We start from the raw sequence: 24,544 nt of genomic DNA, 5'->3' as shown, positions 1-24,544 counted from the left end.
CCGCTAGCCCGGGGGTGGGCCGTAGCCGGGCGGCGGACCGTACCCCGGCGGAGGCGGTGCGCCATAGCCGGAGTACGGGGGCGGTGGACCGTAACCGGGGGGCGGGGGGCCGTAGCCGGAGAACGGGGGTGGGCCGTAACCGGGCGGGGTGCCCGGACCGGCTCCGGGCCAGCCCGGGTAGCCGGCGAACGTCGGTGGCGGAGGCGGCGGTGGCGGCGGTGGCGCGGTGAGCACCACCGGGATCGGCACCACCGGCTCATCCGGCGCGGGCACCTGCCGCTGGCTGCCGTCCGGGAAGGCGATCTGGTAGTCCACCCCGTTCCACAGCGCGTGCGGCGCCTGCGGGTCCCGGCCGACGAACGCCTGCCGGTAGCCGGCCAACGCGCTCAGCAGCCGCTGCTCCTCCTTGGCGTGCCGGGCCAGCTCCTTCGGTTTGCTCTCCAGGCCGCGCAGCAGCCCGTCGCGCAGCAGCGCCAGCTTGGTGGCGGCGGCCTGGAAGTCGCGCATCGCCCGTACGCCCGGCTCGCCGGCCACCCGGCTGGCCCAGCGGCGCGCCGAGTGCCGCCGGCCCAGGCTGCCCAACGCCGCTACCTCCGGCGGGGTGAACCAGCCGGCCCGGACGTAGTCGGGCAGCACCCGCTCGGTCAGCCGCCCTTCCCAGCTGCGCAGCCACACCGCCAGGCCGACCATGCCGAAGAAGATCGGCACCATCAGCCCGATGTAGCCGTACAGCAGGATCAGGGTCTGTCCGGTCGCCTCGACCAGCGTCGGGATCAGGTTCCAGGCCCCGTGCAGCATCATCGCCAGCAGCAGCCCGGCGGTCGGCGCGAGCACCCGGATGCGTCGGTCGGCGGTACGGGCGGCGATGCCCAGCCCCACACCGGCCATCGAGGTGAACAGCGGGTGGGCGAACCCGGTGAACAGGATCCGGACGATGAAGATGGCGAAGACGTTCTGCGCGCCGGTCGCCGGACCGTACTGGTCGGCGCCGGCCGCGTAGCCGTATCCGCCGAGGTAGAGGATGTTCTCCACCATCGCGAAGCCGATCGCCGACATGCCACAGTAGACCAGACCGTCGGTGATGCCGGACCACTCCCGGCGGCGGGTCAGCAGCAGCAGGATCGGCCCGAGTGTCTTGGTCAGCTCCTCGATGAACGGCGCCACCAGCACCGCCACCAGCGCTTCCGAGTAACCCAGGTTGTAGAGCAGATCCGCCGAGAAGTTGTTCACGTTCAGCGAGGCGTACGTGGAGACGAACGCCCCCCAGGCGAAGCAGAAGGCGAGGTAGCGCACCGGCTCCGGTTCGTACCGGTCCAGCCACAGGAAACAGGCGACCAGCACCGGTACGGGCAGCACCGCCGCGATGACGCCGACGGTCAACGCGACCGGGCCGAGCGCGGTGCCGAGGTAGACCAGGATGGCGACGCCGCAGCCGGCGATCAGCACCACGATGCCGGCCAACGCCAGCCAGCGCAGCCAGACGCTACGCCGCAGCCGACCGGCCGGCACGACCCCGTCCACCGACGCCGCCGCGGTTGGCGGGTCGGCCGGAGACACCGGCTCCGCCGACGTCTCCGGAGCTGGCTGCTCGGGCGGAGACACCGCATCCACCGGTTCGGTCGGATCGCTCGAATCCGCCGCAGGGCGGGAGCCGGATGGACCACCGGGGACAGTGTCGGACATTGGGCTAGCGTAGCCAGCACCAACCAACGGCGGGCAGCGTGTCGCCCGGCCGGTCATTCCGGGCCGTCGCGCCCGAACGCCTCACTGACCATCTCCTCGACCGTGCCAGCCTCGATCCCGCTGGCCCGGACCAGGTCGCTCGCGGTAGCCCTGACCTGGGCTACCACCACGCTGCCGTTGAACCCCACCCCGGCGTCGTACGCCGCACCGGCGCACCGGGCGGCATCCAGCGCCCGCCGCCGGGTGTGCACCGGGTCGGTACCCGTGTCGAGTTCGTGGCGCAGGATGCGCACCGCGTCGCCGAGGTGACAGACCGCCTCCGGCAGGGCGGACGGCACCGGCTCGTCCTCGGTCAGCAGGGAGACCACCCGCCGGGTGAGCACCCGCGAGTTACGCAGCCCTCGGGTGACGTACTCGGCGCTCTCGGCGTACTGGGCCAGCGGGCCGCGGGCCCGCCAGCGCGCCGGCGCCAGGACCGCCGTCTCGTGTCCCGCCTCGACCGCCTCCCGGAACTCGGACAACTCCTTCTCCGCATCGTGCAGCCGCTTCGATGCGGCCTCGGCCCGACGGCGGTCCCGCCCGGCCAGTGCCTTGCCGCTGAGGATCAGCATGTCGGACAGCACGTCCAACGCCGGGTCGGCGGCGCGGCGCACGATGACCAGCGGGTTGAGCGGCAGCAGCAGGATCAGCACCACCAGCCCGATCAGCCCGCCGACCAGGGCGTCGATGAACCGGTCCGGGTAGAGGCTCTCTGTCTGCGGGGTGAGGGTGGCGACCAGCACCCCGGACGACGCGGCCTGGGTGACCAGCGCGGCACCGCTGCCCAGGAAGACGGCGACCATCACCGCGAGCGGCACGATCAGCAGCAGCTGCCAGGTGCCGGTGCCGATGGTGATGATGATCAGATCGCCGATGGCGATCCCGACCGCGACGCCGACCACCAGTTCGGCGGCACGTTTCAGCCGTTGCCCGATCGAGGCGCTGAGGATGATCACCGCTGAGATCGGGGCGAAGAAGGGCAGCGGGTGGCCGATCACCCGACGGGCGATGAACCAGGCCAGCGCCGCCGCCAGGCCGGCCTGCAGGGCGAGTACGAGGTTGGCGCGGACCCGTTCCGACCGCTCCCGGACCTCGATGGAGACCCGGCTACGGGTCAGCGTGAGCAGCCCGGTGAGGCGGGGTGCCGCCGCCGCGCGTGGTGGCTTCCCGGCGTCGGCCATGCGGGCAGCGTACCGAGCAATTTGCGGCTTATGGCGTTATTGCCCATCCGGTCACGCCCGAGGTGGCCGGTCCGGTGCCGCGCTGGCTAGCCTGCGAAGATGTCCGACCTCATCGAGGCCCTCCGTGCGGCGCTGCCCGACGGCGCGGTGCTCACCGACCCCGACCTGCTGCGCGGCCACCAGCGCGACGAGGCCGACCTGTGCGCCGCCGGCACCCCGGCCGTCGTGGTCCGACCCCGCAGGACCGCCGAGGTGGTCGCCACCGTCGGCGTCGCCAACCGGTACGGCGTACCGGTGGTGCCGCAGGGTGCCCGGACCGGGCTGGCCGGCGCGGCGAACGCGGTCGACGGCGCGGTGGTGCTCTCCACCGCCGCGATGGACCGGATCGTCGACGTCGACCCGGTCAACCGCACCGCCGTCGTCCAGCCCGGCGTGGTCAATGCCACCCTTGCCGCCGAGGTGGGCCGGCACGGGCTGCGCTACCCGCCGGATCCCGGCTCGTGGGAGTCGTCCACCATCGGCGGCAACGTGGCCACCAACGCCGGCGGCATGTGCTGCGTCAAGTACGGCGTGACCGGCGAATACGTCATCGGGCTCGAAGTGGTGCTGGCCAGCGGCGAGGTGCTGCGCACCGGCCGGCGTACCGCCAAGGGGGTCGCCGGCTACGACCTGACCCGGCTGTTCGTCGGCTCCGAAGGCACCCTCGGGGTGATCACCGAGGTGACCGTCGCGTTGCGGCCGGCCGCCGACACCTCGCTCACCCTGGTCGCCGTCTTCGACTCCACCGCCGCAGCCGGCACCGCCGTCGCCGGCATCGCCTCCGGCGGACTCAGCCCCAGCCTGCTGGAACTGCTGGACCGTACCCATCTGCAGGCGATCGAGGCGTACCGGCCGATGGGGTTACGCACCGACGCGGCCGCGCTGCTGCTCGCCTCGGTCGACACCGGCACCGCCGCCGGCACCGACCTGGACCGGATCGCGCAGGTGTGCACCGCCGCCGGCGCAGCCGAGGTGTACGCCGCCAGCGACGCGGTCGAGGGCGCCGCCCTGCTGCAGGCCCGCCGGCTGGCCCACCCGGCGATGGAACGCCTCGCCGCGCGGACCTTCCCGGCCGGCAACGGCGGGCTGATCATCGACGACGTGGCGGTGCCCCGCTCGACGCTGGCCCGGATGCTCGACGGCGTCGAGGCGATCGCCGCCGAACACGCCGTACCGATCGGCGTCGTCGGGCACGCGGGCGACGGCAACCTGCACCCGAACATCGTGGTCGACCGGGCCGACCCGGACAGCCTGACGCGCGGCCGGGCGGCCTTCGACGCGATCATGCGGCTCGGGCTGGACCTGGGCGGCACCTGCACCGGCGAGCACGGCGTCGGCCTCCTCAAACGCGACTGGCTGGCCGAGGAGATCGGCCCGGTCGGCATGCGGGTGCACCGCGCCATCAAGCAGGCGCTGGACCCGACGAATCTGCTGAACCCCGGCAAACTGCTCTGGCCTTCAGCCGGCTAGCGGGCTCAGCCGGCCAGCCGGATGTTCAGCCGGCGGTGATGTCGGAGTCGGTCGGCCAGTCCACGCCCCGGTCGGCGGCGAAGCCGCGGACATCCGCCGCGCCGAGGCGCGCCGCGTCGGCGGTCGCGTCGTCCGGCATCCGCTGCGACTGCAGCTCCGCCGCCACCCGGGCCCGGTAGTGCTCCACCTCACGGTCCCGCACCGCGTCGTCCCAGCCAAGCACCCGGCCCATCACCTCGGCGGCGTGCCCGGCCGACTCGTTGCCCCGGTGCGGTGTCTCGATCGAGATGCGGGTCCGCCGGGTCAGCACGTCGTCCAGGTGCAACGCGCCCTCGGCGCGGGCCGCGTACGCGATCTCGGCAGCCAGGTACTCCGGTGCGCCGGGCACCGGACTGGCCAGCAACGGATCGTCGCCGATCAACGCCAGCAGCTCCACCGCCAGGGTGCCGTACCGCTCCAGCAGATGCTCCAGCACCCCGACCGGGACGCCATGCCGGCGGGCCACGTCAGCCCGGTCCCGCCACATCGCGGGGAACCCGTCGGCACCGAGCAGCGGCAGGTCGGCGGTCCGCGACGGCCGGTTCACCCCGAGCCGGGCCGCCGCCCGGTCCACCACGTCCGCGGCCATCACCCGGTACGTCGTGTACTTGCCACCGGCCACCAGCAGCAGACCCAGCATCGGCTCCACCACGGCGTGCTCCCGGGACAGCCGCGACGTCGAGTCCGCCTCACCGGACAGCAGCGGCCGCAGCCCGGCGTACACCCCTTCGATGTCGCGCGGCGTCAACGGCCGGTCCAGCACCGTGTTCACCTGGTCGAGCAGGTAGCCGATGTCGCGCTCGGAGGCGGCCGGGTGGGCGCGGTCGAGCCGCCAGTCGGTGTCCGTGGTGCCGATGATCCAGTGCCCGCCCCAGGGCAGCACGAACAGCACCGAGGTGGCGGTACGCAGGATCAGCCCGGCCTCACCGGTGATCGCCGACCGGGGCACCACCAGATGCACGCCCTTCGACGCGCGTACCCGCAGGCCGGGCCGGACCCCGACGTCGCCGAGCATCCGCGACACGTCGTCGCTCCACACGCCGGTGGCCGCGATCACGGTACGGGCGCGTACCTCGAACTCGGCGTCCGGATCGCCGGGCCGGGCCTCCATGTCCCGGACCCGCACCCCGGTCACCTCGCGGGCCTGGCGCAGCAGGCCGACGGCGCGGGCGCTGGTCACCACGGCCGCGCCGAGGCTGGCCGCGGTCCGCGCCAGGGTGACCACCAGCCGGGCGTCGTCGACCTGACCGTCGTGGTAGCGGATGGCGCCGGCGACGACGTCCGACCGCAGGCTGGGGAAGAGCCGCCGGGTGCCTTCGCGGGACAGGTGCCGGTGCAGCGGCATCCCCCGGCCGCCGCCAAACACCCCGGCGAACGCGTCGTACGCGGCGACCCCGGTGCCGTAGTAGGCCCGCCGCCAGAGCCGGCCGGGCAGCGCCCGTGGCCCGCTGGCGCCACCCTGCGGCAGCGGAACCAGGATCGGCACCGGCCGGACCAGGTGCGGGGCGATCCGGGTGGCCAGCAGCCCACGCTCGGTCAACGCCTCGTGCACCAGCCCGAACTCGAGCTGCTCCAGATAGCGCAGCCCGCCGTGGATCAGTTTGCTGGACCGGCTGGACGTGCCGGCGGCGTAGTCGCGGGCCTCGACCAGCGCCACCTTGAGACCGCGCGACGCGGCGTCGAGGGCGGCGCCGACGCCGGTCACCCCACCCCCGATCACCAGTACGTCGAACCGCTCGCCACGTAGGCGGCGCAGATCGGCGGCGCGGCGGGTCACGGACAGTTGGCCGGCGGCGTACCGGGAGACGGCAGGGTCACGCACCTCTCCACCGTATCCGGCCGCCTAGGGTGACGGACATGACGCAGCCGCCCGGTCATCCCGGCTACCCGTACCCCGGTCAGCCCTACCCGATGCAGCCGCCGTACCCGATGCAGCCGTCCGCCGCCGCCGGGCCGCCGCCGGCCAGCGTGTGGCCGACGGTCGCCGCGGTGGCGATCGCGATCTGGTCGGTCGGTGTAACGGTGTTCGCGCAGGCCGGCGGCTGGCTGACCGATCAGGTCCTGCTGGCCAGTGGGCTGCCTACCCCGGCGGTGGTCTGGCCGCTGATCGCGTTCGGCAACGCACTGCTGGTCGGCGTACCCACCATGCTGCTGGCGCTGGTGCCCCGGTCACCGGCGGTACGGGCGACCGGCCGGGCCTGGCTGGTCGCCGCGTTCGCCCTCGGCGGTTTCGGGCTGCTGCGGGCCGTACCGACCGTCCACCATGAGCTGTACCTGGCAACGCTCACCGTGCTCGCCGCCGGCGGCGCCGCCGGGCTGCGGGCGCTACGGCGCCGGGCCGAACCGAGCGAGGCCGAACCAGGTCCGGCCGAACCAGGTCAGCTTCAGTCAGCTCAGGCCGAGCCAGCTCACGCTCAGTCCGGCAAGGCGGACCGGATGGTCGCTGTCCTGCTCGCCGTCGCGGCCGGGCTGGTCATGCTGCTGCCCTGGTGGTGGGTCGGCGCGCTGGGCGGCGCGGTGGAGACGGCACTCGCCGTCGCCGCAGCGGCCGCGATCGGCTGGTACGCCGCCGAACTGCTGCCCCGCCGGTTCTGGACGGCGATCGGTGCCGGCCCGCAGGGGCGCTCGGCGGTGCGCACCATCCTGCTCGGCGGGACGGTCGCCGGGGTCGGGCTGCTGCTGCTCGCCGCCGGCATCGGCCAACCCGGCGGGCACCTGGCCGCGATCCTGGTGCTGCCGCCGATCGGGTACGCGGCTGCGGCGATCGGCTGGGCCGCCGACCGGTCCAGCGCGCCGGTCGGCGTACTGGCCGGGCTGTCCGCCGCCGGACCGCTGGCCCTGCTCGACCCGGAAGAGGTCTCGCTGCTCCTGGCCATCGGCCGTGACGTGCCGTTCTGGGCGGCGGTCGGTGCCGGCGTCGGGCTGGCGCTGGCGCTCGCGTTGGGTGTCGGCCTCGGCTTCGGTCTCGGTTGGCGGCGGGCGGGTCGACCACCACGGCTGGCGGGTCGACCGCTGCGGTGGGTGGCGGTGGCCATCGTCGCGGTGCTGGCGGTGGCCGGTGCCGCCGTGCACCTCGCCGTCGGGCAGCCGGGACTGCACGGCGAACGGCTGTTCGTGGTGCTGCGGGAGCAGGCCGACCTGTCCGACGTGCCGCGCGGCACCGGACCGCAGGCCCGCGACGAACGGGTCCGTACGGTCTTTCAACGGCTGGTCGACACCGCCGAGGCCAGCCAGGCCGACCTGCGCGACGATCTGGACGGGTGGGGGCTGTCCTACACGCCGTACTACCTGGTCAACGCGATAGAGGTGGACGCCGGGCCGGCGCTGCGGCCCTGGCTGACCCGGCGGGACGACGTCGACCGGGTGCTGATCAGTCAGCAGCTGCGGCCGCTGCCGGCCACGGTCGAGCCCGAACGGGGCGACCAGCCCGCTCCGCGTACCCCGCCGTGGAACATCACCATGCTCGGTGCCGAACGGGTCTGGACGGAGCTTGGTGTCGAGGGCGCCGGCATCGTGGTCGGCGCCTCGGACTCCGGGGTGGACGGCGACCACCCGGCGCTCGCGGACGGGTTCCGGGGCGGCGGCGACTCCTGGTTCGACCCGTGGAACGGCACCGGTACGCCGACCGACAACAACGGGCACGGCACCCACACGCTCGGCTCGGCTGTCGGCGACACCTCGATCGGGGTCGCGCCGGGCGCGTCCTGGGTCGGCTGTGTCAACCTGGACCGCAACCTCGGCAACCCGGCACGCTACCTGGACTGCCTGCAGTTCATGCTGGCCCCATTCCCGACCGGGGGCGACCCGTTCGCCGACGGGCGACCGGAGCGCGCCCCGCACGTGCTGACCAACTCCTGGGGCTGCCCGGAGCTGGAAGGCTGTGACCTGGGTTCGTTGCGGCCGGCCACCGAGGCGCTGGCCGCCGCCGGGCTGATGATGGTGGCCGCCGCCGGCAACACCGGCCCGTTCTGCAGCTCGGTCGACGACCCACCGGCCCCGTACACCGATGTGCTGACCGTCGGCGCGGTGGACGCCGACCGGGAGGTCACCGACTTCTCCAGCCGGGGCCCGGCACCGGACGGCACCGTCAAGCCGGACCTGGTGGCGCCGGGCGCCGACGTCCTGTCGGCGATGCCGGGCGGCGGGTACGCGGCGCTGGACGGTACGTCGATGGCGACCCCGCAGGTGGCCGGGGTGGTGGCGCTGCTGTGGTCGGCGCAACCGGAGCTGATCGGTGATCTGGACGGCACGGCGCGGATCCTGCGGCAGACCGCCGCCGAGGCCGGCACCGGGGGCGGTGACACCTGCGGTGACCCGGCGAACCTCACCGGCGCCGGCCTGGTCGACGCGTACGCGGCGGTGCAGGCCGCCCGGTCCAACGCCTGATCGGCGCTCGGCCGGTCTGCGCACCGGTCGGCTGACCGGCGGGAGCAGAGACGCCGCAGGGCGGTTACCGGGAAGCTGCCCGGTAACCGCCCTGCGGTCTTGTCGCTACCTTCTTGTCGCTACTGCGGCGTGGCTGGACTCAGAAGTCCATCTCGCCGCCGCCCGGCGCACCCGCCGGAGCCGGGGTCTTCTCCGGCTTGTCCGCCACCACGGCCTCGGTGGTCAGGAACAGCGCCGCGATCGACGAGGCGTTCTGCAGCGCCGACCGGGTCACCTTGGCCGGGTCGATGATGCCCGCCTGCAGCAGGTCCACGTAGTCGCCGTTGGCGGCGTTGAGGCCGTGGCCGGCCTCCAGGTTGCGGACCTTCTCCACCACGACGCCGCCTTCGAGGCCGGCGTTGACGGCGATCTGCCGCAGCGGGGCGTCCAGCGCGATCTTCACGATCTGCGCGCCGGTCGCCTCGTCGCCGACCAGGTCGAGCTTGTCGAAGGCGGTCTTGCCGGCCTGCACCAGGGCGACGCCACCACCAGGGACGATGCCCTCCTCGACGGCTGCCTTGGCGTTGCGCACCGCGTCCTCGATGCGGTGCTTGCGCTCCTTGAGCTCCACCTCGGTGGCCGCGCCGACCTTGATCACCGCGACGCCACCGGCCAGCTTGGCCAGCCGCTCCTGCAGCTTCTCACGGTCGTAGTCGGAGTCGCTCTTCTCGATCTCGGCCCGGATCTGGTTGACCCGGCCCTGGATCTGCTCGGCGTCGCCGGCACCGTCGACGACCGTGGTCTCGTCCTTGGTCACCTGGACCTTGCGGGCCCGGCCCAGCATGTCGATGGTCACCGCGTCGAGCTTCAGGCCGAGCTCCTCGCTGACGACCTGGCCGCCGGTGAGGATCGAGATGTCGGTCAGCATCGCCTTGCGGCGGTCACCGAAGCCGGGAGCCTTGACGGCAACCGACTTGAAGGTGCCGCGCACCTTGTTGACGATCAGGGTGGCCAGCGCCTCGCCCTCGACGTCCTCGGCGATGATCAGCAGCGGCTTGCCCGACTGCATGATCTTCTCCAGGATCGGGAGCAGATCCTTGACCGAGGAGATCTTGCTGTTGACGATCAGGATGTAGGGGTCGTCGAGGACGGCCTCCATCCGCTCCGGGTCGGTCCAGAAGTAGGGCGAGATGTAGCCCTTGTCGAAGCGCATACCCTCGGTGAGCTCGAGCTCCAGGCCGAAGGTGTTGCTCTCCTCGACGGTGATGACGCCTTCCTTGCCGACCTTGTCCATCGCCTCGGCGATGATCTCGCCGACGCTGGAGTCACCGGCGGAGATCGACGCGGTGGACGCGATCTGCTCCTTGGTCTCCACGTCCTTGGCGAGCTTGCTCAGCTCCTCCGCGACGCTGGACACGGCGGCCTCGATGCCCCGCTTCAGGGCCATCGGGTTCGCGCCGGCCGCGACGTTGCGCAGGCCCTCGCGGACCAGGGCCTGGGCCAGGACGGTCGCCGTCGTCGTGCCGTCACCGGCCACGTCGTCGGTCTTCTTGGCGACCTCCTTGACCAGCTCGGCGCCGATCTTCTCGTACGGGTCCTCGAGCTCGATCTCCTTGGCGATGCTCACACCATCGTTGGTGATGGTGGGGGCGCCCCACTTCTTTTCGAGCACGACGTTGCGGCCCTTCGGGCCCAGCGTCACCTTGACGGCGTCGGCGAGGGTGTTCATACCCCGCTCGAGACCGCGGCGCGCCTCTTCGTCGAACGCGATCATCTTGGCCATACGGCGTTGTCCTCCTGGACGCTCGCAGCACCGGAGCCGGTCAGCTCCGCCATGCCGCCTGCTCTACGCACCTTCGGACGTCGCTACCTGACGACAGTGACGTCCGCCGGCCGGGCCGGATAGCCCGCGACGACCGGCCATCTCCGCCACCCCGCGAAGCGGGACGACGGCGGTGGCCCCACCGCCCCGACCTTTGGCACTCCCGGTTGGCGAGTGCCAATCCTTGTTTAGCACTCTCCCCTGTCGAGTGCAAGCGAACAGCAACTTGCCGGCCCGACGTACCCCTTCGGGCCGCACGGCCGCCGACAGCGGTCGCGGTCAGGATCAGGTGAGCAGGATCGCCGGGCGGCGAGACGATGAAAGGCGCCGGCTCCACCAGGAGAACCGACGCCTTGCGGGTACGCAGACTGTGTCGACTAGGCGATGACCCGGACCCTCTCCGCCTGAGGACCCTTCTGCCCCTGAGCGATCTCGAACTCGACGCGCTGCCCGTCGTCGAGCGCCTTGTAGCCGTCCATCTCGATCGCGGAGAAGTGGACGAAGACGTCCTGCCCCCCGTCGACCGCGATGAAACCGTAGCCCTTCTCGCTGTTGAACCACTTCACGGTGCCCTGCGCCACGGTGCACTTCCTCACTTCTGTCGTGCCGGGCCTCTGCCGGCCCTCTGGTCGGCGCGTTCGCCGACCGAAGCCACCGATCGGGACTCCAGTGCGGGTGCCCGAATACAGCAGCCGAAATCGCACGCTACACGAGGTCCGACGGCACCGCACTACCCCAAAAGGGGACATTAACCCCCAGTCAAGTCTCTCTGGCACCACATCTCGTTGACCACGTGTGTCCCGTACACCGCAGAACGTGAAGTCCGGACGGCATCGCGCGCCTGGCAGCCGGGCCGTCCGACGGCCGGACCGCACCGCGCCCCGACATGACCGCGCCCGCCAACGCCACCCGGTGGCCGCCGCCGTCGGGCTACTCATCGTGCTGTCGGCGTTCACCGGCGGCCTGCCCGGGGACGCCGGCAAACCACCGCCGCGCGAGCCGGGCTGGACCGTCGCCGACCAGGACCACGACCATCAGCGCAGCGTGTTGCTGCGCGCCGGGCCGGTGCCGACACCGACCGACGGATTCTTCTCCTGGGCGGCGCTGAACCGGCGTACCGGGCTGATCACCGGGTCACCGAACTTCACCGCACAGAGCGACACCATGTCGTTGATCAAGGTGTGGTTGGCCGCCGACGACCTGCGCCGCGCCGACGAACAGGGCCACATGCTCCGGACACCTCAGCTCGCCCAGCTGTCGTCGATCATCCGGGACAGCGACAATCCCGGCGCGGACGCCACCTACGACCGGGTCGGTGGCCAGGAGTCCATCGAGCGGATGGTACGGATCTGCGGACTGACCGACTCGGCCCCGGAGCGCGACCGGTGGAGCAACACGATCGTCTCCGCCCGCGATGTGACCAGGCTGGGGCGCTGCCTCGCCGACGGGCGGGCGGCCGGGCCGCAGTGGACACCGTGGCTGCTGTCCGAGATGCGCGCCGTCCGCGGTGCGGGCGACTTCGGCCCGCGGGACGCGCTCACCGCCGAGTACGCGGCCACCATCGCGATCAAGAATGGCTGGCTGCTGCGCGACGAGGACGGGCTCTGGCACGTCAGCTGCCTCGCGATCGGGGAGACCTGGGTGATCGGCGCGCTGGCCCGCTACCCCGGGCGGCACGGGCTCGACCACGGCATCGACTACTGCCGGCAACTCGGCACCGCCCTGCTGCTGGTGGCGTGACCCCGTTGCCGGCGAGGGCATGACCGTGGCGGCTGGTGGCGTGACCGGTACGGGCCGGGCCGAAGGCGGGATTCCGGTTGTCCGCCGGGCCGCGCCGGGCAAGCATGCCGGCATGGGAACTGGGACCGACACCGACCACGTCGTACCGCCGGTAGCCGCAGTCCGGCGGATCCGGGCCGACGACGCCGCCCGGATGCGCGCGCTGCGGCTGGAGATGCTCGCCGATTCGCCGCTGGCGTTCATCGAACGGCTCGCCGACGCGGCGGCCCGCCCGCTGCACGAGTACGCCGAGCGGGCAGCCCGGTCCGCCGTCGGTGACCTGATCGCCCAGTTCGTGGCCGAGACCGGACCGACATCGTTCGTGGCGCACGCGGGAGCACACGTCTGGCGCGACGACCCGTCGGTGTCCGTCCTGTTCGCCGTCTACATCAGCCCGGCCTGGCGCGGCCGGAGCCTGCTCGCCGAACTGGTAGACGCGGTCGCTGCCTGGTCACGTGCGGCCGGGCGGCCGGAGCTGCTGCTGGAGGTGGTGGTCGGCAACGACCGGGCGGTACGGGCGTACCAGCGGCTCGGCTTCGCCGACACCGGCGTACGCCTGCCGCACCCGACCCGGCCGGACCTGACCGAGTTGCAGATGCGCCGGCCGGCGTGACCGGCGGGCCGGCACGGGAGCCGACCCGACACCGGGCCGGCACGGGAGCCGACCCGGCTCCCGTGCTGCGCCGGGTCAGACGTGCCGGCGGGACTGGACGATCCGGAACCGGCCGGCGACGTACGCGCCGTCGGTCAACGCCGAGTTCGCCGCGGCGTTGGCACCGCTGGCGTGGAAGTCGGAGAAGGCCGCCGACTGGTTGACGAACACGCCGCCGGTGAGGTTCGCCGACAGGTGCACACCGACGTCCAGCGCGGCGGTCTCCACGTCGGCGAGCACCCGCTGGTCGGTCGAGTACACACCGGCGGTGAGCGCACCGCGGGCTGTGACCGTACGCCGGAATATCTCGACGCTGTGCGCGGTGGACGCGGTGGCGACGACGAAAGTGACCGGCCCGAACCACTCCCGGCCGTAGACGTCGTCGGCGTCCGCGTCGAGCTTGACGACCAGCGGGGTACGCACCACCGCGTCCGGGTAAGCCGGGTGGCTGATCTCCCGCGACTCCAGCACCGGTTCGCCGAGCTTGGCCGCTGCGGCGAGCCGGTCGAGGACCGCGTCGTCGACGATCGCGCCGATGAGCTCGACCGCCCGTGCCGGGTCGCCGGTCAGTTTGCCGATCGCGGCGGCGATGCCGTCGGCCACCTCGTCCGGGCTCTTGTGCCCCTGATCGGTCTCGATGCCGCCGGCCGGCACCAGGATGTTCTGCGGGGTGGTGCACATCTGGCCGCTGTAGAGCGAGAGGGAAAAGGCAATGTTGCGGCACATGCCGGCGAAGTCCGCCGTGGAGTCGACGATGATCGTGTTGACACCGGCCTTCTCGGTGTAGACGGTGGCCTGACGGGCGTTGGCCTCCAGCCAGTCGCCGTACTCGGTGGAGCCGGTGAAGTCGATGATCCGCACCTCGGGGCGGCCGGCGAGGACGGTCGCCAGCCGCTCGCCCGGCGCCTCGGCCGCGAGCTGCACCAGGTTCGGGTCGAAGCCGGCCTCGCTGAGCACCTCGCGGGCGTAGCGGACGGTGATCGCCAGCGGCAGCACCGCGCCCGGGTGCGGCTTGACCAGCACCGGGTTCCCGGTGACCAGGGAGGCGAACAGCCCCGGGTAGGAATTCCAGGTCGGGAAGGTGTGGCAGCCGATGACCAGCGCGACGCCGCGCGGCACCACATGGAACGTCTTGGCCATCCGCAGCGGCTCGCCCCGACCGGTCGGCTTCTCCCAACCGGCGGTCCGTGGGTGGCGGGTCATCTCGGCGTACGCGTAGGCGATGGCTTCCAGCGCGCGGTCCAGCGCGTGCGCCCCGCCGGCCTGGAACGCCATCACGAACGCCTGACCGGTGGTGAACTGCACCGCGTTGGCCAGCTCGAAACTGTGCTCGTGCAGCCGGGCGAGGATCTCCAGGCAGACGCCGGCCCGGCTGCGCGGGCCGGCGTCGCGCCAGGCGGGCAGCGCGGCTCGGGCGGCGGTGATCAGCTGGTCGGCGTCGGCGCGGGGGTACCGGGTGCCGAGGTCGATGCCGAACGGGCTGTCGTCGGTGGCGACCGGTTCGCCGGTGGCGGTGGGCTGGTCGAGGGGGAAATCCCTGCCCAGGTAGGCGCGGAAAGCCGCCGCGCCCTCGGCGGCGGCGTGTTCGCCGTAGATCCGAGGGCTCGGCGACTCGGGGTAGGCCGACCAGTAGTCGCGTTCGACGATCGCGGTCAGCGCGCGGGCCAGGGTGTCGGCGTGCGTGACGTACAGCGGGTGCGGGGTCTCCGTCATGCCGTCATCATGCCTCAGATGGTCTGCTGCCAGTTCTGCCAGATGTCGACCGCCCGGAAGCCGAGCGCCTCGTTGATCGCGATCATGTGCTGGTTGCTGTCGGCGTTCCAGGTGTCGATCACCCGCAGCGCCGGTTCGTGGCGCAACGTGAACCGCAGGTTCTCGATCTTGACGATGGTGCCCAGCCGGTGACCGCGATGATCCGGGTCGACGATGGTGATCTGTTGATAGGCGTGCCAGTCCGGTTCGGCCTGCCGGGTGATGTTGCTCCAGGCGACGATCCGGCCGCTGTCCAGATGTCGGGTCACCGTGTGGTAGCTGCGGGTGCCGGCCGCCTCCCGGGCCAGATCCGCTTCGTGGATCCGGTCGGCGTCGACCTTTTCCGGCTCCCACTCCAGGTCACCCATTGGCGAGTCGGTCACCATCCGCCCGTCCAGGTAGGCGAGATCGGCGCGGTAGTCCTCAGGGCAGGGTCCGACCCAGGTCAGCAACTCGTAGCCGGGGGCGCGGCGCCAGTCCTCGGCGAGCATCACGTCGAGCGCCGGCTGGTCGACCGCGTCGATTTCGAGCCGACGGCGCGCCTCGACCAGGGCCGATTTGACCCCCACGGCGAGGGCGAAGGCGGTCGGCGCCGGGTCGCGGGCGACGCCGCCGGGCATGGTGTCCGCCGAGTGCCCCATGATCCGGGTGCGGCCGGTCTCCCGGGCCCGCCGCACGGCGTACGCGTACAGTGCGCGACCGATGCCGCGCCGCCGGTGCCCGGGGGCCACCTGGATGTCCACGCCGACGTTGTCGAGGTTGTCGAGCAACGGGAACTCCATGGCGACCAACCCGACCGGTACGCCGTCCACACTGGCCAACGCGGCCTCGAACCGTACGCTGTGCCGCTGATGCCGCAGCAGGGCCTCGAACCACTGCCGGGGCGTCGGCGGTATGTCCGGGACGGAGGTGGCCGACCGCTTGATCTGGTACGCCTGCTCGAAGGCGGCCTCGTCGGCCGGATCCAGCGGGGTGATGGTGATGTCCATGCCGTCGAGCGTGACGGGGCGGGACCACCAGCGCGACCGAATTACCGGTCGGGGGATGTTGGTCGGGAGGACGCTCGCACGGCGCCTCCGGCGCCGTCGGTCGTTGGGACCCGGGGTTGAGATTGTTGCCAAGCTCGGTCGGGGCCCTTACGGCGAGTCGTCCTCCCGCACGGAGCATCCTGCGCCGTGCAAGTGCAGCCGTCAAGACCCCACCGGCGTATTTTCTCGACCTCTGGCAAAACTCTGACTACGGACCGCACACGAACATCGGCTGATCAGCGTAGGCCGATCAGCCGATTCAGTGGAGGGTGCGCTGGTCAGAAGGTCAGCCGAGCAGCCCTGCCTCACGAACCGAACGCAACGACGGTTTCACCCGATGAGTAGGGCCGACCTGCCCGGCGACCGCGTCGATGGTTTTCAGGCCTTCGCCGGTGTTGTAGACGACCGTCTCGGCGGCCGGGTCCAGCCGTCCGCTGTCGACCAGCTTCTTCAGCACCGCCGTGGTCACCCCGCCGGCCGTCTCGGCGAACACCCCGGTGGTCCGGGCCAGCAGCCGGATCCCCTCCCGGATCTCGTCGTCGTCGGCGTAGTCCATCCAGCCACCGGTGCGCCGCACCGCCTCCAACGCGTACAGACCGGCGGCCGGGTCGCCGATGTTGAGCGACTTGGCGATCCCGGTCGGCTTCACCGGCACGATCTGGTCGGTGTCGCGGTGCAGCGCGGTCGCGATCGGGTTGCAACCGGCGGACTGAGCGCCGAACACCCGCCAGCCGTTCGCTGGCGCGTCGACCAGACCGATCTCGACCAGCTCGGTGAACGCCTTGTCCACCTTGGTGAGCAGTTCACCGCTGGCCATCGGGATCACCACCTGCTCGGGGATCCGCCAGCCGAGCTGCTCGGCCACCTCGTAGCCGAGCGTCTTGGACCCCTCCGCGTAGTACGGCCGCACGTTGACGTTGACGAACGCGGTGTCCTCGAACTCGTCGGTCTCCACCAGTTCGCTGCACAGCCGGTTCACGTCGTCGTAGGAGCCCTCGATCGCGACCAGTTCACCGCCGTACACCGCAGTTGTGACGATCTTGCCGGGCTCCAGGTCGCCGGGGATGAAGACGATCGACGGTACGCCGGCGCGGGCGGCGTGCGCAGCGACCGAGTTGGCCAGGTTACCAGTGGAGGCGCAGGCAAACCGGGAGAAACCGAGCGTACGGGCAGCGGTGAGCGCCACCGAAACGACCCGGTCCTTGAACGAGTGGGTCGGGTTGGCGCTGTCGTCCTTGACCCACAGCGGCGCCCGGATGCCGAGCTCGGCGGCGAGCGCGGCGGCCGGGACGAGGGGGGTGAAGCCGGGATCCAGGCTGACCCGGGTGGCCGGGTCCTGACCGGCGGGCAGCAGCGGGGCGTACCGCCAGATGTTGGCCGGGCCCGCCTCGATGTCGGCCCGGGTGACGCGGGCGAGAGCCGCTGGGTCGTAGCCGACCTCCAGCGGCCCGAAACACTCGTAACAGGCGTGCTGCGCGGCGAGCGGGTATTCGGCACCACAGCCGCGACAGACCAGGACACGGGCCGGGCTGGTGGTGCTCACCGGGGCGGAGTCAGGGCTGGTGGTGCTCGCGTCGATCAGCGACGTCATGGCGGCTGTCCTCTCATCTTTCCCTGCGCCGCGCGGTGCGACGGGGACGGAATTGGCACCTGCCCCGGCTGGCCGATTGCGACCGGCGCGACGGGTGGGGGTGGTTGCCGGGGCTTCATCGGGCCGTGTCCCTCTGCCCCTCTGGATGAGGTATGAAGTTGTGTTTCCAGCGAGTGTACGGGCGCTGGTCGGACCGGGCACCCGGCGATCCCAGGGTGTGAGCAAGCCCGCACCGGCCGCCACCGAACGTCGACCGGGCGCGACCGGGCGCGACCGGCCGTCACACCGGGCGGGCTCGACGCAACCAGTCCCAGGCCTGCTGCTCCGCGCCGGCGTGGAAGTGCCGCAGCTCGATCGGCGTCATCGCGTCCGAGGCCCGGGTCACCCACTCGGCCACCCGGTTGCCGCCGACCACCGCAGCCCGGTCGATGTCGGTCAGATGCTCCCGGGCAAACCGCAACCGGTCATCGATCGCCGACAGCTCCATACCCGGCAGTCCGTCGTCCGGCAGCCGGCCGAGGACCGAGACCGAGCCGTACTCGGCGATCGCCGCCCGCAGCTCCCGGTACAGGTCCTGGTACTCCTGCTCGGTCAGCTTCCCGGCCACTTCGTAACCGAGCACGTTCCCTTCCTGCCCGATCCTGGTAATCATCCCCGTTCCTTCCCTGCCGCCGTCCGGGTCCCGGATGCCGCCCGGGTCGACGACCCGGCACGGCCGTCCACTGCCGTTCCCGGCAGGCGACCTTGCACACCTACGAGCCCGCCGTCGTCAGGTGAGCCCGCCGTCGTCAGCCGCCGCCCGCACCTGCGCGAGGACCTCGTCGAGCAGCTGCGGAGCCGCAGCGATCGTCGCGAACGAGTCGAGGCTGTGCGGCGTACCGTCGATGTCGACGACGGCGGCACCCGCCTCTCGGGCGATCAACGTGCCGGCGGCCATGTCCCACGGCTTGTTCGACAGGGCGATCGACACATCGGTACGACCGTCGGCCACCCAGACCAGGTCGATCGCGGCGGAGCCGAGCATCCGCACCCGCAGCGCGCCCCGGGCCATCCGCTGGGTGAGCGCGAACCGGGCGGCGTTGCGCTCCGCGGCTTCGTCGCCCACCGCGAAGTCGCCGAGATTGACCAACGCGTCGGGCAGCCGCGTCGTGCCCCGCACCCGGATCGGCCGGTCGTCGCGCCACGCGCCCCCGCCGAGAGTCGCGGTGTACCGGCCGCCCAGTAACGGCAACTCGATCACCCCGACCACCGGACGCCGGTCCCGGACCAGGGCCAACGACACCCCGCACAGCGGTACGCCGTGCGCGAAGTTGACCGTGCCGTCGACCGGATCCAGCACCCACTGAGGCCCGTCGCCGACCCCGGAGACGCCTTCCTCCTCGCCGAGGAACCCGACGTGCGGGGTGGCGTCGGCCAGGAAGGCACGCAGCTCCCGTTCGACAGCGAGATCCACCTCGGACGCGTAGTCCCGGTCACCCTTGCCGGCCAGGTGTCCGGGCTCACGGGTACGGATCAGCTCGGCACCGCGTGCGGTGGCCTGTGTCGCGATCGTGAGCAGGTCGTCCAGGGCAAGCGGATCGTCAGCCATGCCGCCAACCCTAGACAGGCCACCAGCCCTGCAACCCTAGACACACCACCAACCGGGACACACCACCAACCGGGACAGCCGGTCGACCGCTGGTCAGAAGCTCGACGCGTACCTGCGGCTCGACTCGATCGCGCTCTGCGCGAGGGCGGCCGCTTCGGCCAGCTTCTGCTTGGCCTGCTCGACCTTGGCGATCGTCTCGGCCACCTGCGAGTGGCTGGACCCGCTGGTGATCGCCCGCAGCGCGGCTCCGCTGGTGCTCAGCGCCTCCGCACTCGCCCGGATCGCCCCCACCTGCTGGCCGAGCTCGTCACCGAACCGGGCGACTCCCGCCTTGACCTCTTCAACCGAGCTCACGCCTGAACCCTCCCCATCGGACGACCACCGGACCGGTACGACGCTACCGGAGCTGAGCCACTGTCGAAGTCCACCGACCAGACGACACAATCACGGAGGGTGGTCGCAGCAAGTCAAGATGTAGCAACGGTGAAGGCGTAGTAACAGCCGGTGGGCGCTGGTCCCGGCCACCCATCCGACCCGTCGGTACACCATTCGATGATCACCGACGGCAACGGTAGGGTAGGCCCGGCCGTGTGGGGCAGACCACGCTCAAAGGTCACACTCGAAGGTATGGAGTCGCTGTGGGACAGGGTCACAGTCAGGTATCCGCGCTGATCGAGTCGGATCACCGACGCCCGGTCGGGCCGGTCCGTCCAGTCGGGCCGGTGCTGCGCAGGCGCGACGTCGCCAGCGGGTACACCGGGGCGACTGTCGAACACGCGCTGCGGCGGTTCATGCAGCTGGGCTCGGTCGAGATCGACGACCACGACACCGGCCCGGGACTGTCCCGGGTCGGCCGCCGCTGACGAGCACCGGAGCCGGCCCAGCCGGCCCGGCTCCGGGGCGACCGCCATGACGGCGGCCGTCTGGGCCCGCGCGGACCTGCGCCGACGCGCCGTCCTGTTGCTGCGGTTCGGCTGGACCGAGGCGAAGTCGTGCGGCTTCGCGGTCGCGGTCTTCACCTGTCTGGCGCTGACATCGGTGGTCCCGCTGCCGGTCCCCCGCTACGACGCGCTGCTGATCTGTATGGTCGCGCTGACGATCGGGGTTGTGGCGCATCGGCTGGGTCGTACCCGGAGGATGCGCTGACCCAGGTCGCCGGGGTGCCGCTCTACTCCGTTTCATGTACGGGGCGGTCGGCTCCTATATCTGTCAGGCGTGGCGCCGCTTCGACCTACGGGTGACCCGCTACCCGGCGATGGCGGTGACCGGGCTCGCCGTCGCGGTCTACGTCAACTTCTTCACCCACCACGTCCTGCCCGACGCCCGCTGGGTGATCGCGGTGCTGCTGCTGATCGCGCTCCGCCGGACCTGGGTGCACTACACCGTCGGCGACGCCCGGCTACGGATGCCACTGGCTCTGGCGTTCGTGCTGATCGGCTTCTTCCTGTGGGTCGCCGAGAACATCGCCACGTTCCTCGGCGCCTGGACCTACCCGGACCAGCAGCACGTCTGGACGTTCGTGCACGCTGGCAAGTTCGGCTCCTGGGCGCTGCTGGTGACGCTGTCGTTCGTCCTGGTCGCGTCGGTGAAGGCGACCGAGGGGCGGCTGTACGGCGACCGCCCTCGGCCAAGCGTCACGACCCGGTCGGACTGACCGGCACCCGGTCGCAGGTCACCGGCAGACCCGCCGGCATCCAACAGCCACCCGGCGAGTGTTCCCGTGCCCGACAGCATCTCCACACAGGAACACCCGCGCGGTCCGGGTCGACTACCGGGTCACTCCCAGCGAATCTTGACGCAGTTGCCGGTGGTGTAGCTGCCGTTGTCGTGCTGCGCCAGTTCGTGGGCCGAGTTCGCGATCCGGGCACACACCTTCGGCTGTTCGCCGATCGCGTTGATGAACGCCCGGTCGTTCGTCCAGACCACCGACGGGTTCTGGTCCTCGACGTACCAGGATCCCCGCTGGCCGTCGGGGACGTGGCTGCCCATCACGTGGTCCGGCGGGGTGGTGCCGTCGCTGCCGTAGATGTGCAGGTGCCATCCGCCGTTGGTGGACGGCTGGTTCCCGCCGAACTCGGCCTCGTACTCCACGGTCAGTTTGCCGCCGGCGACCCGCGCCGAGGTGAGACAGACCCAGGTCCAGTTGCTCTTGATCTCGTCGGTGCACTGCTCGTCGGCCGGGATCTGCGGCGTTTCCGGCTCCGGCTCACCGGTCTGCTCCGGCTGCTGGTCCTGCGGCTGTTCCGCTCCGGTGTCCTGACCAGGATCGTCCACGCCGTTGGCCACCGGCTGGCCGTCGTCGCCCTGTCCGCTGGTCAGCGCGTAGGTGACCCCGCCGCCGGTGAACAGCACCACCAACACGGCGGCGGCCACGATCAGCGGCCCCCGGCCACGCTTCGCCGACGGTTTCTCCCCACCGCGCCGCCCCGGGGAGTCTTCAGTGCCGATGGAGTTCGCCGAAGCGAAGGTCTCGGTACGGGACGGATAGCCGCTGCCGGCGTCCGGGCTGCCGCGTCCGACGGAGGCGACGCCAGTGACGCCAGCCGGCGGCGACGACGTGCGGTAGCCCGCCGCGGAGACCGGCGCGGTCGGCGCGGTCGGCGGGACCGGCGCGGTCGGCGGCACCCGGTAGGTGCCGGTCGCCGCGGCCGCCGCAGCCGGCGGAGCCGGGGTCGGGGTCGGGGCGGGCCCGGCCGGCATCGTCTGGCCGGTCAGCTCCGCGGCGGCCAGCCAGGCGGCGCCGAGCGAGACCGAGTACTTGGGGTGCGCGTCGACCGCCACCGGCCGGCCCAGCTCGGAGCCGACCAGCTGGGAGACGATCGGCATCCGCGACGAGCCACCGACCAGCAGCACCGAGTGCACCTGTTCCGGCGAGCAGCCGGCGGACCGTACGGCCCGGTGCAGCGCCTCGATCGAGCCGTGCAGTACCGGGCGGACCATCGCCTCGAGCTCGGCTCGGGTGAGCCGGATCTCGGTGGAGATGTTGGGCAGCAGCACCGGGATCGAGGTGTCGGTGTCCGACGACAGCGCCTCCTTGGCCTGGATGCACTCGTCGCGCAGCCGGGCGACGGCGGCGATCGCCGCCGGATCCTCCTCGTCGAGCTCTTCGAGTTTCCCGCCGAGCGTTGCCCGGACATGGTTGAACACCGCTGCGTCGAAGTCGATGCCGCCGAGGCGTTCGATGCCCTCCGGCTGGCCCATGATCTCGAAGCCGGTGGGGGTCTTGCGCAGCATCGCCGCGTCGAAGGTGCCACCACCCAGGTCGTAGACGGCGACGATGGAGCCCGGCTCGATCCGCTGCTGCTCGGCATAGTTGATCGCTGCGGCGGCGGGCTCGGTGGTGTAGGTCACCGGCACATCGAGGTTGGCCATCCGCACCGCTTGGCGCAACAGGTCGAGCTTGTACGGCCCCCAGTTGGCCGGGTGCGAGACGCAGATCGCCGCAGGGAAGCTACCCTCTCGGCGGGCCACCTCCTCCACCACCGACCGTAGCAACCGGGACATCAACGCTTCGGCCGACTGCGGTACGCCGCCGAGCAGGATCGGGGTGGTGTCGCCGAGCCGCCGCTTGAACTCGCGGGCCACCCGCTGCGGCTCGGAGAGCCCACGACGGTGCGCCGCCTCGCCGGTGAGGAACGTTTCGTCCTGCCGCAGCAGCACCACGGATGGGATCGCGGAGCTCCGGCCGCCGAGTGAGACGGTCTCCACCCGGCCTTCCCGCCAGATCGCTGCCGCCGTGAACGTTGTGCCGAGGTCAATGCCGAGTGCGTACATCAGGGTTGCTCCGATGAAGTTTGTGGAGACAGGTATGGCCGGGTCTGGGTAGCCGACCGGTGGTGTGCCGCACACCACAAGGTCGGATCACTGTTGAAAACGGTAGTGGTACGTGGCGAACGTCCGGCGGCACCGCTGGGCCGGCTGACCCCGGCCAGGCACCCGGTCACCGGGATCGCCGCTGGTCGGCGATGATGCCCTCGCAGGACCGGACCGCCACCCGGGCGGCCACCGCCAGTTCGTACGGGGTCATCGGGCTTTCGGCGCGCCGCTGCCAACGGCCCAGCGCTTCGACCGCGCCCTCGGTCACCTCGGCGGTGGTCGCGTCGGCCGGCAGCCGCAGCCGTTGCTGCGCCGCCGCGCCGGAGCCGCCGATCACCTGCTCGAGCTCGGCGACGACCGCGGGCTTGCCGGTGATCCAGCCGGCCCGCAGGCTGGACAGCACGCGCAGCTCGTTGAACGGGTGCGCCGAGGCGATGATCTCCTCGACCGCGCCGGCTACCTGCTCACTGCCGGGTCGGTCACAGAGCCGGGTGACGTCGGCGAGCGCCAGCAGCGCCGACCGGGACTTGAGCACGTCCCGACGCTCGAAGAACAGTGAGCCGAGGACCTCGCGCAGCTGGGTGAGCCCGCTGCGCTCGGTCAACTCCTGGGAAAGTTCGGTGGCGGTCGCCGCGCCGTTGTGTCGCAGCATCGCGACGGACAGCCGCAGGCCGAACATGCCGAGCCGGGCCAGCAGTGCTTCCCGTTCGATCGTGGTCAGCCCGAGTTCGGGCATGTTCTGCACGAACCGGTCGGCGGAGAGCAGCAGCTGTTCGGCCTGGGCCACCGGCAGTTCGGCGACCCGGCGTAGTTGCGCGACCTCCACTTCGGTCAACGTCGCGGCGGTCTCGGCGAGCAGACCGGCAACCGGGACGACCGACTGCACCAGCCGTCGCACGTTCGCGTCGGTGCTCAGCCGTTCGGCGATCCGCCGGGCGGACGCCATCGCGTCGAGGCGGCCGACGCCGATCTCGTCGGCCCGGGACAGGATGCCGATGGCGTTGACCGGGTTGGGCCGGGACACCTCCACGTCGTGGAAGGCCCGCAGGAAGTCGACGTCGTTGGAGTGCAGGTGGCGCATCAGGTAGACGACGGCGTCTGCCGGGGTCTCCTCCTCGTCCGGGACGAGCAGGTCCCAGGCACGCCGGGAAGTCTGCTCGGAGAGCGAACCGATACCGGGGGTATCGATGAGCGTCACGTTACGCAGGGCCTGCGAAGGCCAGGTGATGTCCAGCTGCGCGACGTCGTCGACGGACAGGTCGCCCAGGTCGACATCGATCGCGCCGTCCTCGCGGGTGAACCGGAGCTGTCGTGGCTCGCCCTGGGTGGGCGTCGCCAGCACCCGGTAGGTATGTCCGTCCTGGTACCAGGTGACTATCCGGGTGCACTCCCCGGCGTCGGTCGGGGCCAGCCGGTCACCGACCAGCGCGTTGAGCAAGGTGGACTTGCCCGCTTTGACCCGACCGGCGATGGCCACTCGCAGCGGCTCGTCGAGCCGGTCGCGGACGGCGCTGAGCCGCCGCTCGTATGCGGTGCCCCGGTAGACCTCGACGGCGTGGCCGAGCACGCTGCGGGTCCGGTCGATCAGACTCATCCGGTCACCGCCGGTGACCGTGGCCTGGGGATATGACTACAGACCAACTCGGACTGCACATTTCTCACACCGCTACTTTCTAGTCCGCCGGGGATGTGTCCTGTTG

20 protein-coding genes and 1 riboswitch are annotated in these 24,544 nt (G+C 71.7%); of the genes, 7 read left to right on the top strand and 13 right to left on the bottom strand.

Annotated features, from left to right (window positions below; all coding sequences use genetic code 11):
- Positions 1–3: 3 nt before the first annotated feature.
- Both O7553_RS00615 and O7553_RS00610 read right to left on the bottom strand, forming a co-directional pair.
- The gene (locus O7553_RS00615; RefSeq protein ID WP_281552975.1) at positions 4–1,683 is read right to left on the bottom strand and encodes a PrsW family glutamic-type intramembrane protease; all 1,680 of its coding nucleotides are present in this window, start codon (positions 1,681–1,683) and stop codon (positions 4–6) included.
- A gap of 53 nt (positions 1,684–1,736) precedes the next feature.
- Positions 1,737–2,903: an FUSC family protein gene (locus O7553_RS00610; RefSeq protein ID WP_281552974.1), complete on the bottom strand. Its 1,167-nt coding sequence runs from the start codon at positions 2,901–2,903 to the stop codon at positions 1,737–1,739.
- A 99-nt stretch (positions 2,904–3,002) separates the two neighbouring features.
- On the opposite strand from O7553_RS00610, the gene O7553_RS00605 reads away from it, so the two are divergent.
- On the top strand, positions 3,003–4,412 hold the full coding sequence (locus tag O7553_RS00605; protein ID WP_281552973.1) for an FAD-linked oxidase C-terminal domain-containing protein: 1,410 nt from the start codon (positions 3,003–3,005) through the stop codon (positions 4,410–4,412).
- Positions 4,413–4,437: 25 nt separating this feature from the next.
- On the opposite strand, the gene O7553_RS00600 is transcribed toward O7553_RS00605, so the two are convergent.
- Positions 4,438–6,273 (bottom strand): glycerol-3-phosphate dehydrogenase/oxidase, encoded by a 1,836-nt coding sequence (locus O7553_RS00600; RefSeq protein ID WP_281552972.1) that lies wholly within the window; start codon positions 6,271–6,273, stop codon positions 4,438–4,440.
- 107 nt (positions 6,274–6,380) lie between these two features.
- Between O7553_RS00600 and O7553_RS00595 the strand changes: the two genes are divergently transcribed.
- Positions 6,381–8,837, top strand: coding sequence for a S8 family serine peptidase (locus O7553_RS00595; RefSeq protein WP_281555394.1), 2,457 nt, complete (start codon positions 6,381–6,383; stop codon positions 8,835–8,837).
- A 139-nt stretch (positions 8,838–8,976) separates the two neighbouring features.
- On the opposite strand, the gene groL is transcribed toward O7553_RS00595, so the two are convergent.
- Both groL and O7553_RS00585 read right to left on the bottom strand, forming a co-directional pair.
- Positions 8,977–10,599, bottom strand: a complete 1,623-nt coding sequence (gene groL, locus O7553_RS00590) for a chaperonin GroEL (RefSeq protein WP_281552971.1) — start codon at positions 10,597–10,599, stop codon at positions 8,977–8,979.
- A gap of 416 nt (positions 10,600–11,015) precedes the next feature.
- Positions 11,016–11,219, bottom strand: coding sequence for a cold-shock protein (locus O7553_RS00585; RefSeq protein ID WP_067305333.1), 204 nt, complete (start codon positions 11,217–11,219; stop codon positions 11,016–11,018).
- 235 nt (positions 11,220–11,454) lie between these two features.
- Here O7553_RS00585 and O7553_RS00580 point away from each other — a divergent pair, with 235 nt between their 5' ends.
- Positions 11,455–12,378, top strand: coding sequence for a serine hydrolase (locus O7553_RS00580; RefSeq protein WP_281552970.1), 924 nt, complete (start codon positions 11,455–11,457; stop codon positions 12,376–12,378).
- 112 nt (positions 12,379–12,490) lie between these two features.
- A complete protein-coding gene (locus O7553_RS00575; RefSeq protein ID WP_281552969.1) occupies positions 12,491–13,030 on the top strand; it encodes a GNAT family N-acetyltransferase in 540 nt (179 codons plus the stop codon).
- A 75-nt stretch (positions 13,031–13,105) separates the two neighbouring features.
- Here the strand turns inward: O7553_RS00575 and paaN are convergent, their stop codons facing one another.
- From paaN to O7553_RS00545, 6 genes are all read right to left on the bottom strand, one after another.
- Entirely contained in the window at positions 13,106–14,782 is a 1,677-nt protein-coding gene (gene paaN / locus O7553_RS00570; RefSeq protein ID WP_281552968.1) for a phenylacetic acid degradation protein PaaN, read from the bottom strand.
- A gap of 14 nt (positions 14,783–14,796) precedes the next feature.
- Entirely contained in the window at positions 14,797–15,810 is a 1,014-nt protein-coding gene (locus O7553_RS00565) for a GNAT family N-acetyltransferase (protein WP_281552967.1), read from the bottom strand.
- Between the two features lie 325 nt (positions 15,811–16,135).
- Positions 16,136–17,440, bottom strand: a complete 1,305-nt coding sequence (gene thrC, locus O7553_RS00560; protein WP_281552966.1) for a threonine synthase — start codon at positions 17,438–17,440, stop codon at positions 16,136–16,138.
- Positions 17,441–17,450: 10 nt separating this feature from the next.
- Positions 17,451–17,592, bottom strand: a riboswitch (SAM riboswitch).
- A 128-nt stretch (positions 17,593–17,720) separates the two neighbouring features.
- Entirely contained in the window at positions 17,721–18,092 is a 372-nt protein-coding gene (locus tag O7553_RS00555) for an STAS/SEC14 domain-containing protein (RefSeq protein WP_281552965.1), read from the bottom strand.
- 117 nt (positions 18,093–18,209) lie between these two features.
- Entirely contained in the window at positions 18,210–19,028 is an 819-nt protein-coding gene (locus O7553_RS00550) for an inositol monophosphatase family protein (RefSeq protein WP_281552964.1), read from the bottom strand.
- Positions 19,029–19,121: 93 nt separating this feature from the next.
- A complete protein-coding gene (locus O7553_RS00545; protein ID WP_281552963.1) occupies positions 19,122–19,382 on the bottom strand; it encodes a hypothetical protein in 261 nt (86 codons plus the stop codon).
- 368 nt (positions 19,383–19,750) lie between these two features.
- Between O7553_RS00545 and O7553_RS00540 the strand changes: the two genes are divergently transcribed.
- Genes O7553_RS00540 through O7553_RS00530 form a run of 3 tightly spaced genes read left to right on the top strand, consistent with a single transcriptional unit; the run spans position 19,751 to position 20,682 of the window.
- Complete coding sequence (locus O7553_RS00540; RefSeq protein ID WP_281552962.1) at positions 19,751–19,891, top strand: hypothetical protein; 141 nt, start codon at positions 19,751–19,753, stop codon at positions 19,889–19,891.
- A 46-nt stretch (positions 19,892–19,937) separates the two neighbouring features.
- Positions 19,938–20,174 carry a DUF817 family protein gene (locus O7553_RS00535; RefSeq protein WP_281552961.1) on the top strand — a complete coding sequence of 79 codons (237 nt, stop codon included), beginning with the start codon at positions 19,938–19,940 and terminating at the stop codon, positions 20,172–20,174.
- Between the two features lie 34 nt (positions 20,175–20,208).
- Positions 20,209–20,682, top strand: coding sequence for a DUF817 family protein (locus O7553_RS00530; RefSeq protein WP_281552960.1), 474 nt, complete (start codon positions 20,209–20,211; stop codon positions 20,680–20,682).
- 122 nt (positions 20,683–20,804) lie between these two features.
- Here the strand turns inward: O7553_RS00530 and O7553_RS00525 are convergent, their stop codons facing one another.
- Both O7553_RS00525 and O7553_RS00520 read right to left on the bottom strand, forming a co-directional pair.
- On the bottom strand, positions 20,805–22,802 hold the full coding sequence (locus tag O7553_RS00525; protein WP_281552959.1) for an Hsp70 family protein: 1,998 nt from the start codon (positions 22,800–22,802) through the stop codon (positions 20,805–20,807).
- A 166-nt stretch (positions 22,803–22,968) separates the two neighbouring features.
- The gene (locus O7553_RS00520; RefSeq protein ID WP_281552958.1) at positions 22,969–24,438 is read right to left on the bottom strand and encodes a dynamin family protein; all 1,470 of its coding nucleotides are present in this window, start codon (positions 24,436–24,438) and stop codon (positions 22,969–22,971) included.
- Positions 24,439–24,544: the final 106 nt, after the last annotated feature.

Origin of the sequence: Solwaraspora sp. WMMA2059 (assembly GCF_027497315.1) — a bacterium.
Taxonomy (GTDB): domain Bacteria; phylum Actinomycetota; class Actinomycetes; order Mycobacteriales; family Micromonosporaceae; genus Micromonospora_E.
This window is presented reverse-complemented; position numbering and strand designations above follow the sequence as displayed.

Coding starts and splice junctions, on each gene's coding strand:
- O7553_RS00610 (WP_281552974.1), bottom strand. CDS start 2,903: ATGGCCGACGCCGGGAAGCCACCACGCGCGGCGGCGGCACCCCGCCTC.
- O7553_RS00605 (WP_281552973.1), top strand. CDS start 3,003: ATGTCCGACCTCATCGAGGCCCTCCGTGCGGCGCTGCCCGACGGCGCG.
- O7553_RS00565 (WP_281552967.1), bottom strand. CDS start 15,810: ATGGACATCACCATCACCCCGCTGGATCCGGCCGACGAGGCCGCCTTC.
- paaN (WP_281552968.1), bottom strand. CDS start 14,782: ATGACGGAGACCCCGCACCCGCTGTACGTCACGCACGCCGACACCCTG.
- O7553_RS00520 (WP_281552958.1), bottom strand. CDS start 24,438: ATGAGTCTGATCGACCGGACCCGCAGCGTGCTCGGCCACGCCGTCGAG.
- O7553_RS00615 (WP_281552975.1), bottom strand. CDS start 1,683: ATGTCCGACACTGTCCCCGGTGGTCCATCCGGCTCCCGCCCTGCGGCG.
- O7553_RS00575 (WP_281552969.1), top strand. CDS start 12,491: ATGGGAACTGGGACCGACACCGACCACGTCGTACCGCCGGTAGCCGCA.
- O7553_RS00550 (WP_281552964.1), bottom strand. CDS start 19,028: ATGGCTGACGATCCGCTTGCCCTGGACGACCTGCTCACGATCGCGACA.
- thrC (WP_281552966.1), bottom strand. CDS start 17,440: ATGACGTCGCTGATCGACGCGAGCACCACCAGCCCTGACTCCGCCCCG.
- O7553_RS00595 (WP_281555394.1), top strand. CDS start 6,381: ATGCAGCCGTCCGCCGCCGCCGGGCCGCCGCCGGCCAGCGTGTGGCCG.
- O7553_RS00530 (WP_281552960.1), top strand. CDS start 20,209: ATGTACGGGGCGGTCGGCTCCTATATCTGTCAGGCGTGGCGCCGCTTC.
- O7553_RS00525 (WP_281552959.1), bottom strand. CDS start 22,802: ATGTACGCACTCGGCATTGACCTCGGCACAACGTTCACGGCGGCAGCG.
- O7553_RS00535 (WP_281552961.1), top strand. CDS start 19,938: ATGACGGCGGCCGTCTGGGCCCGCGCGGACCTGCGCCGACGCGCCGTC.
- groL (WP_281552971.1), bottom strand. CDS start 10,599: ATGGCCAAGATGATCGCGTTCGACGAAGAGGCGCGCCGCGGTCTCGAG.
- O7553_RS00555 (WP_281552965.1), bottom strand. CDS start 18,092: ATGATTACCAGGATCGGGCAGGAAGGGAACGTGCTCGGTTACGAAGTG.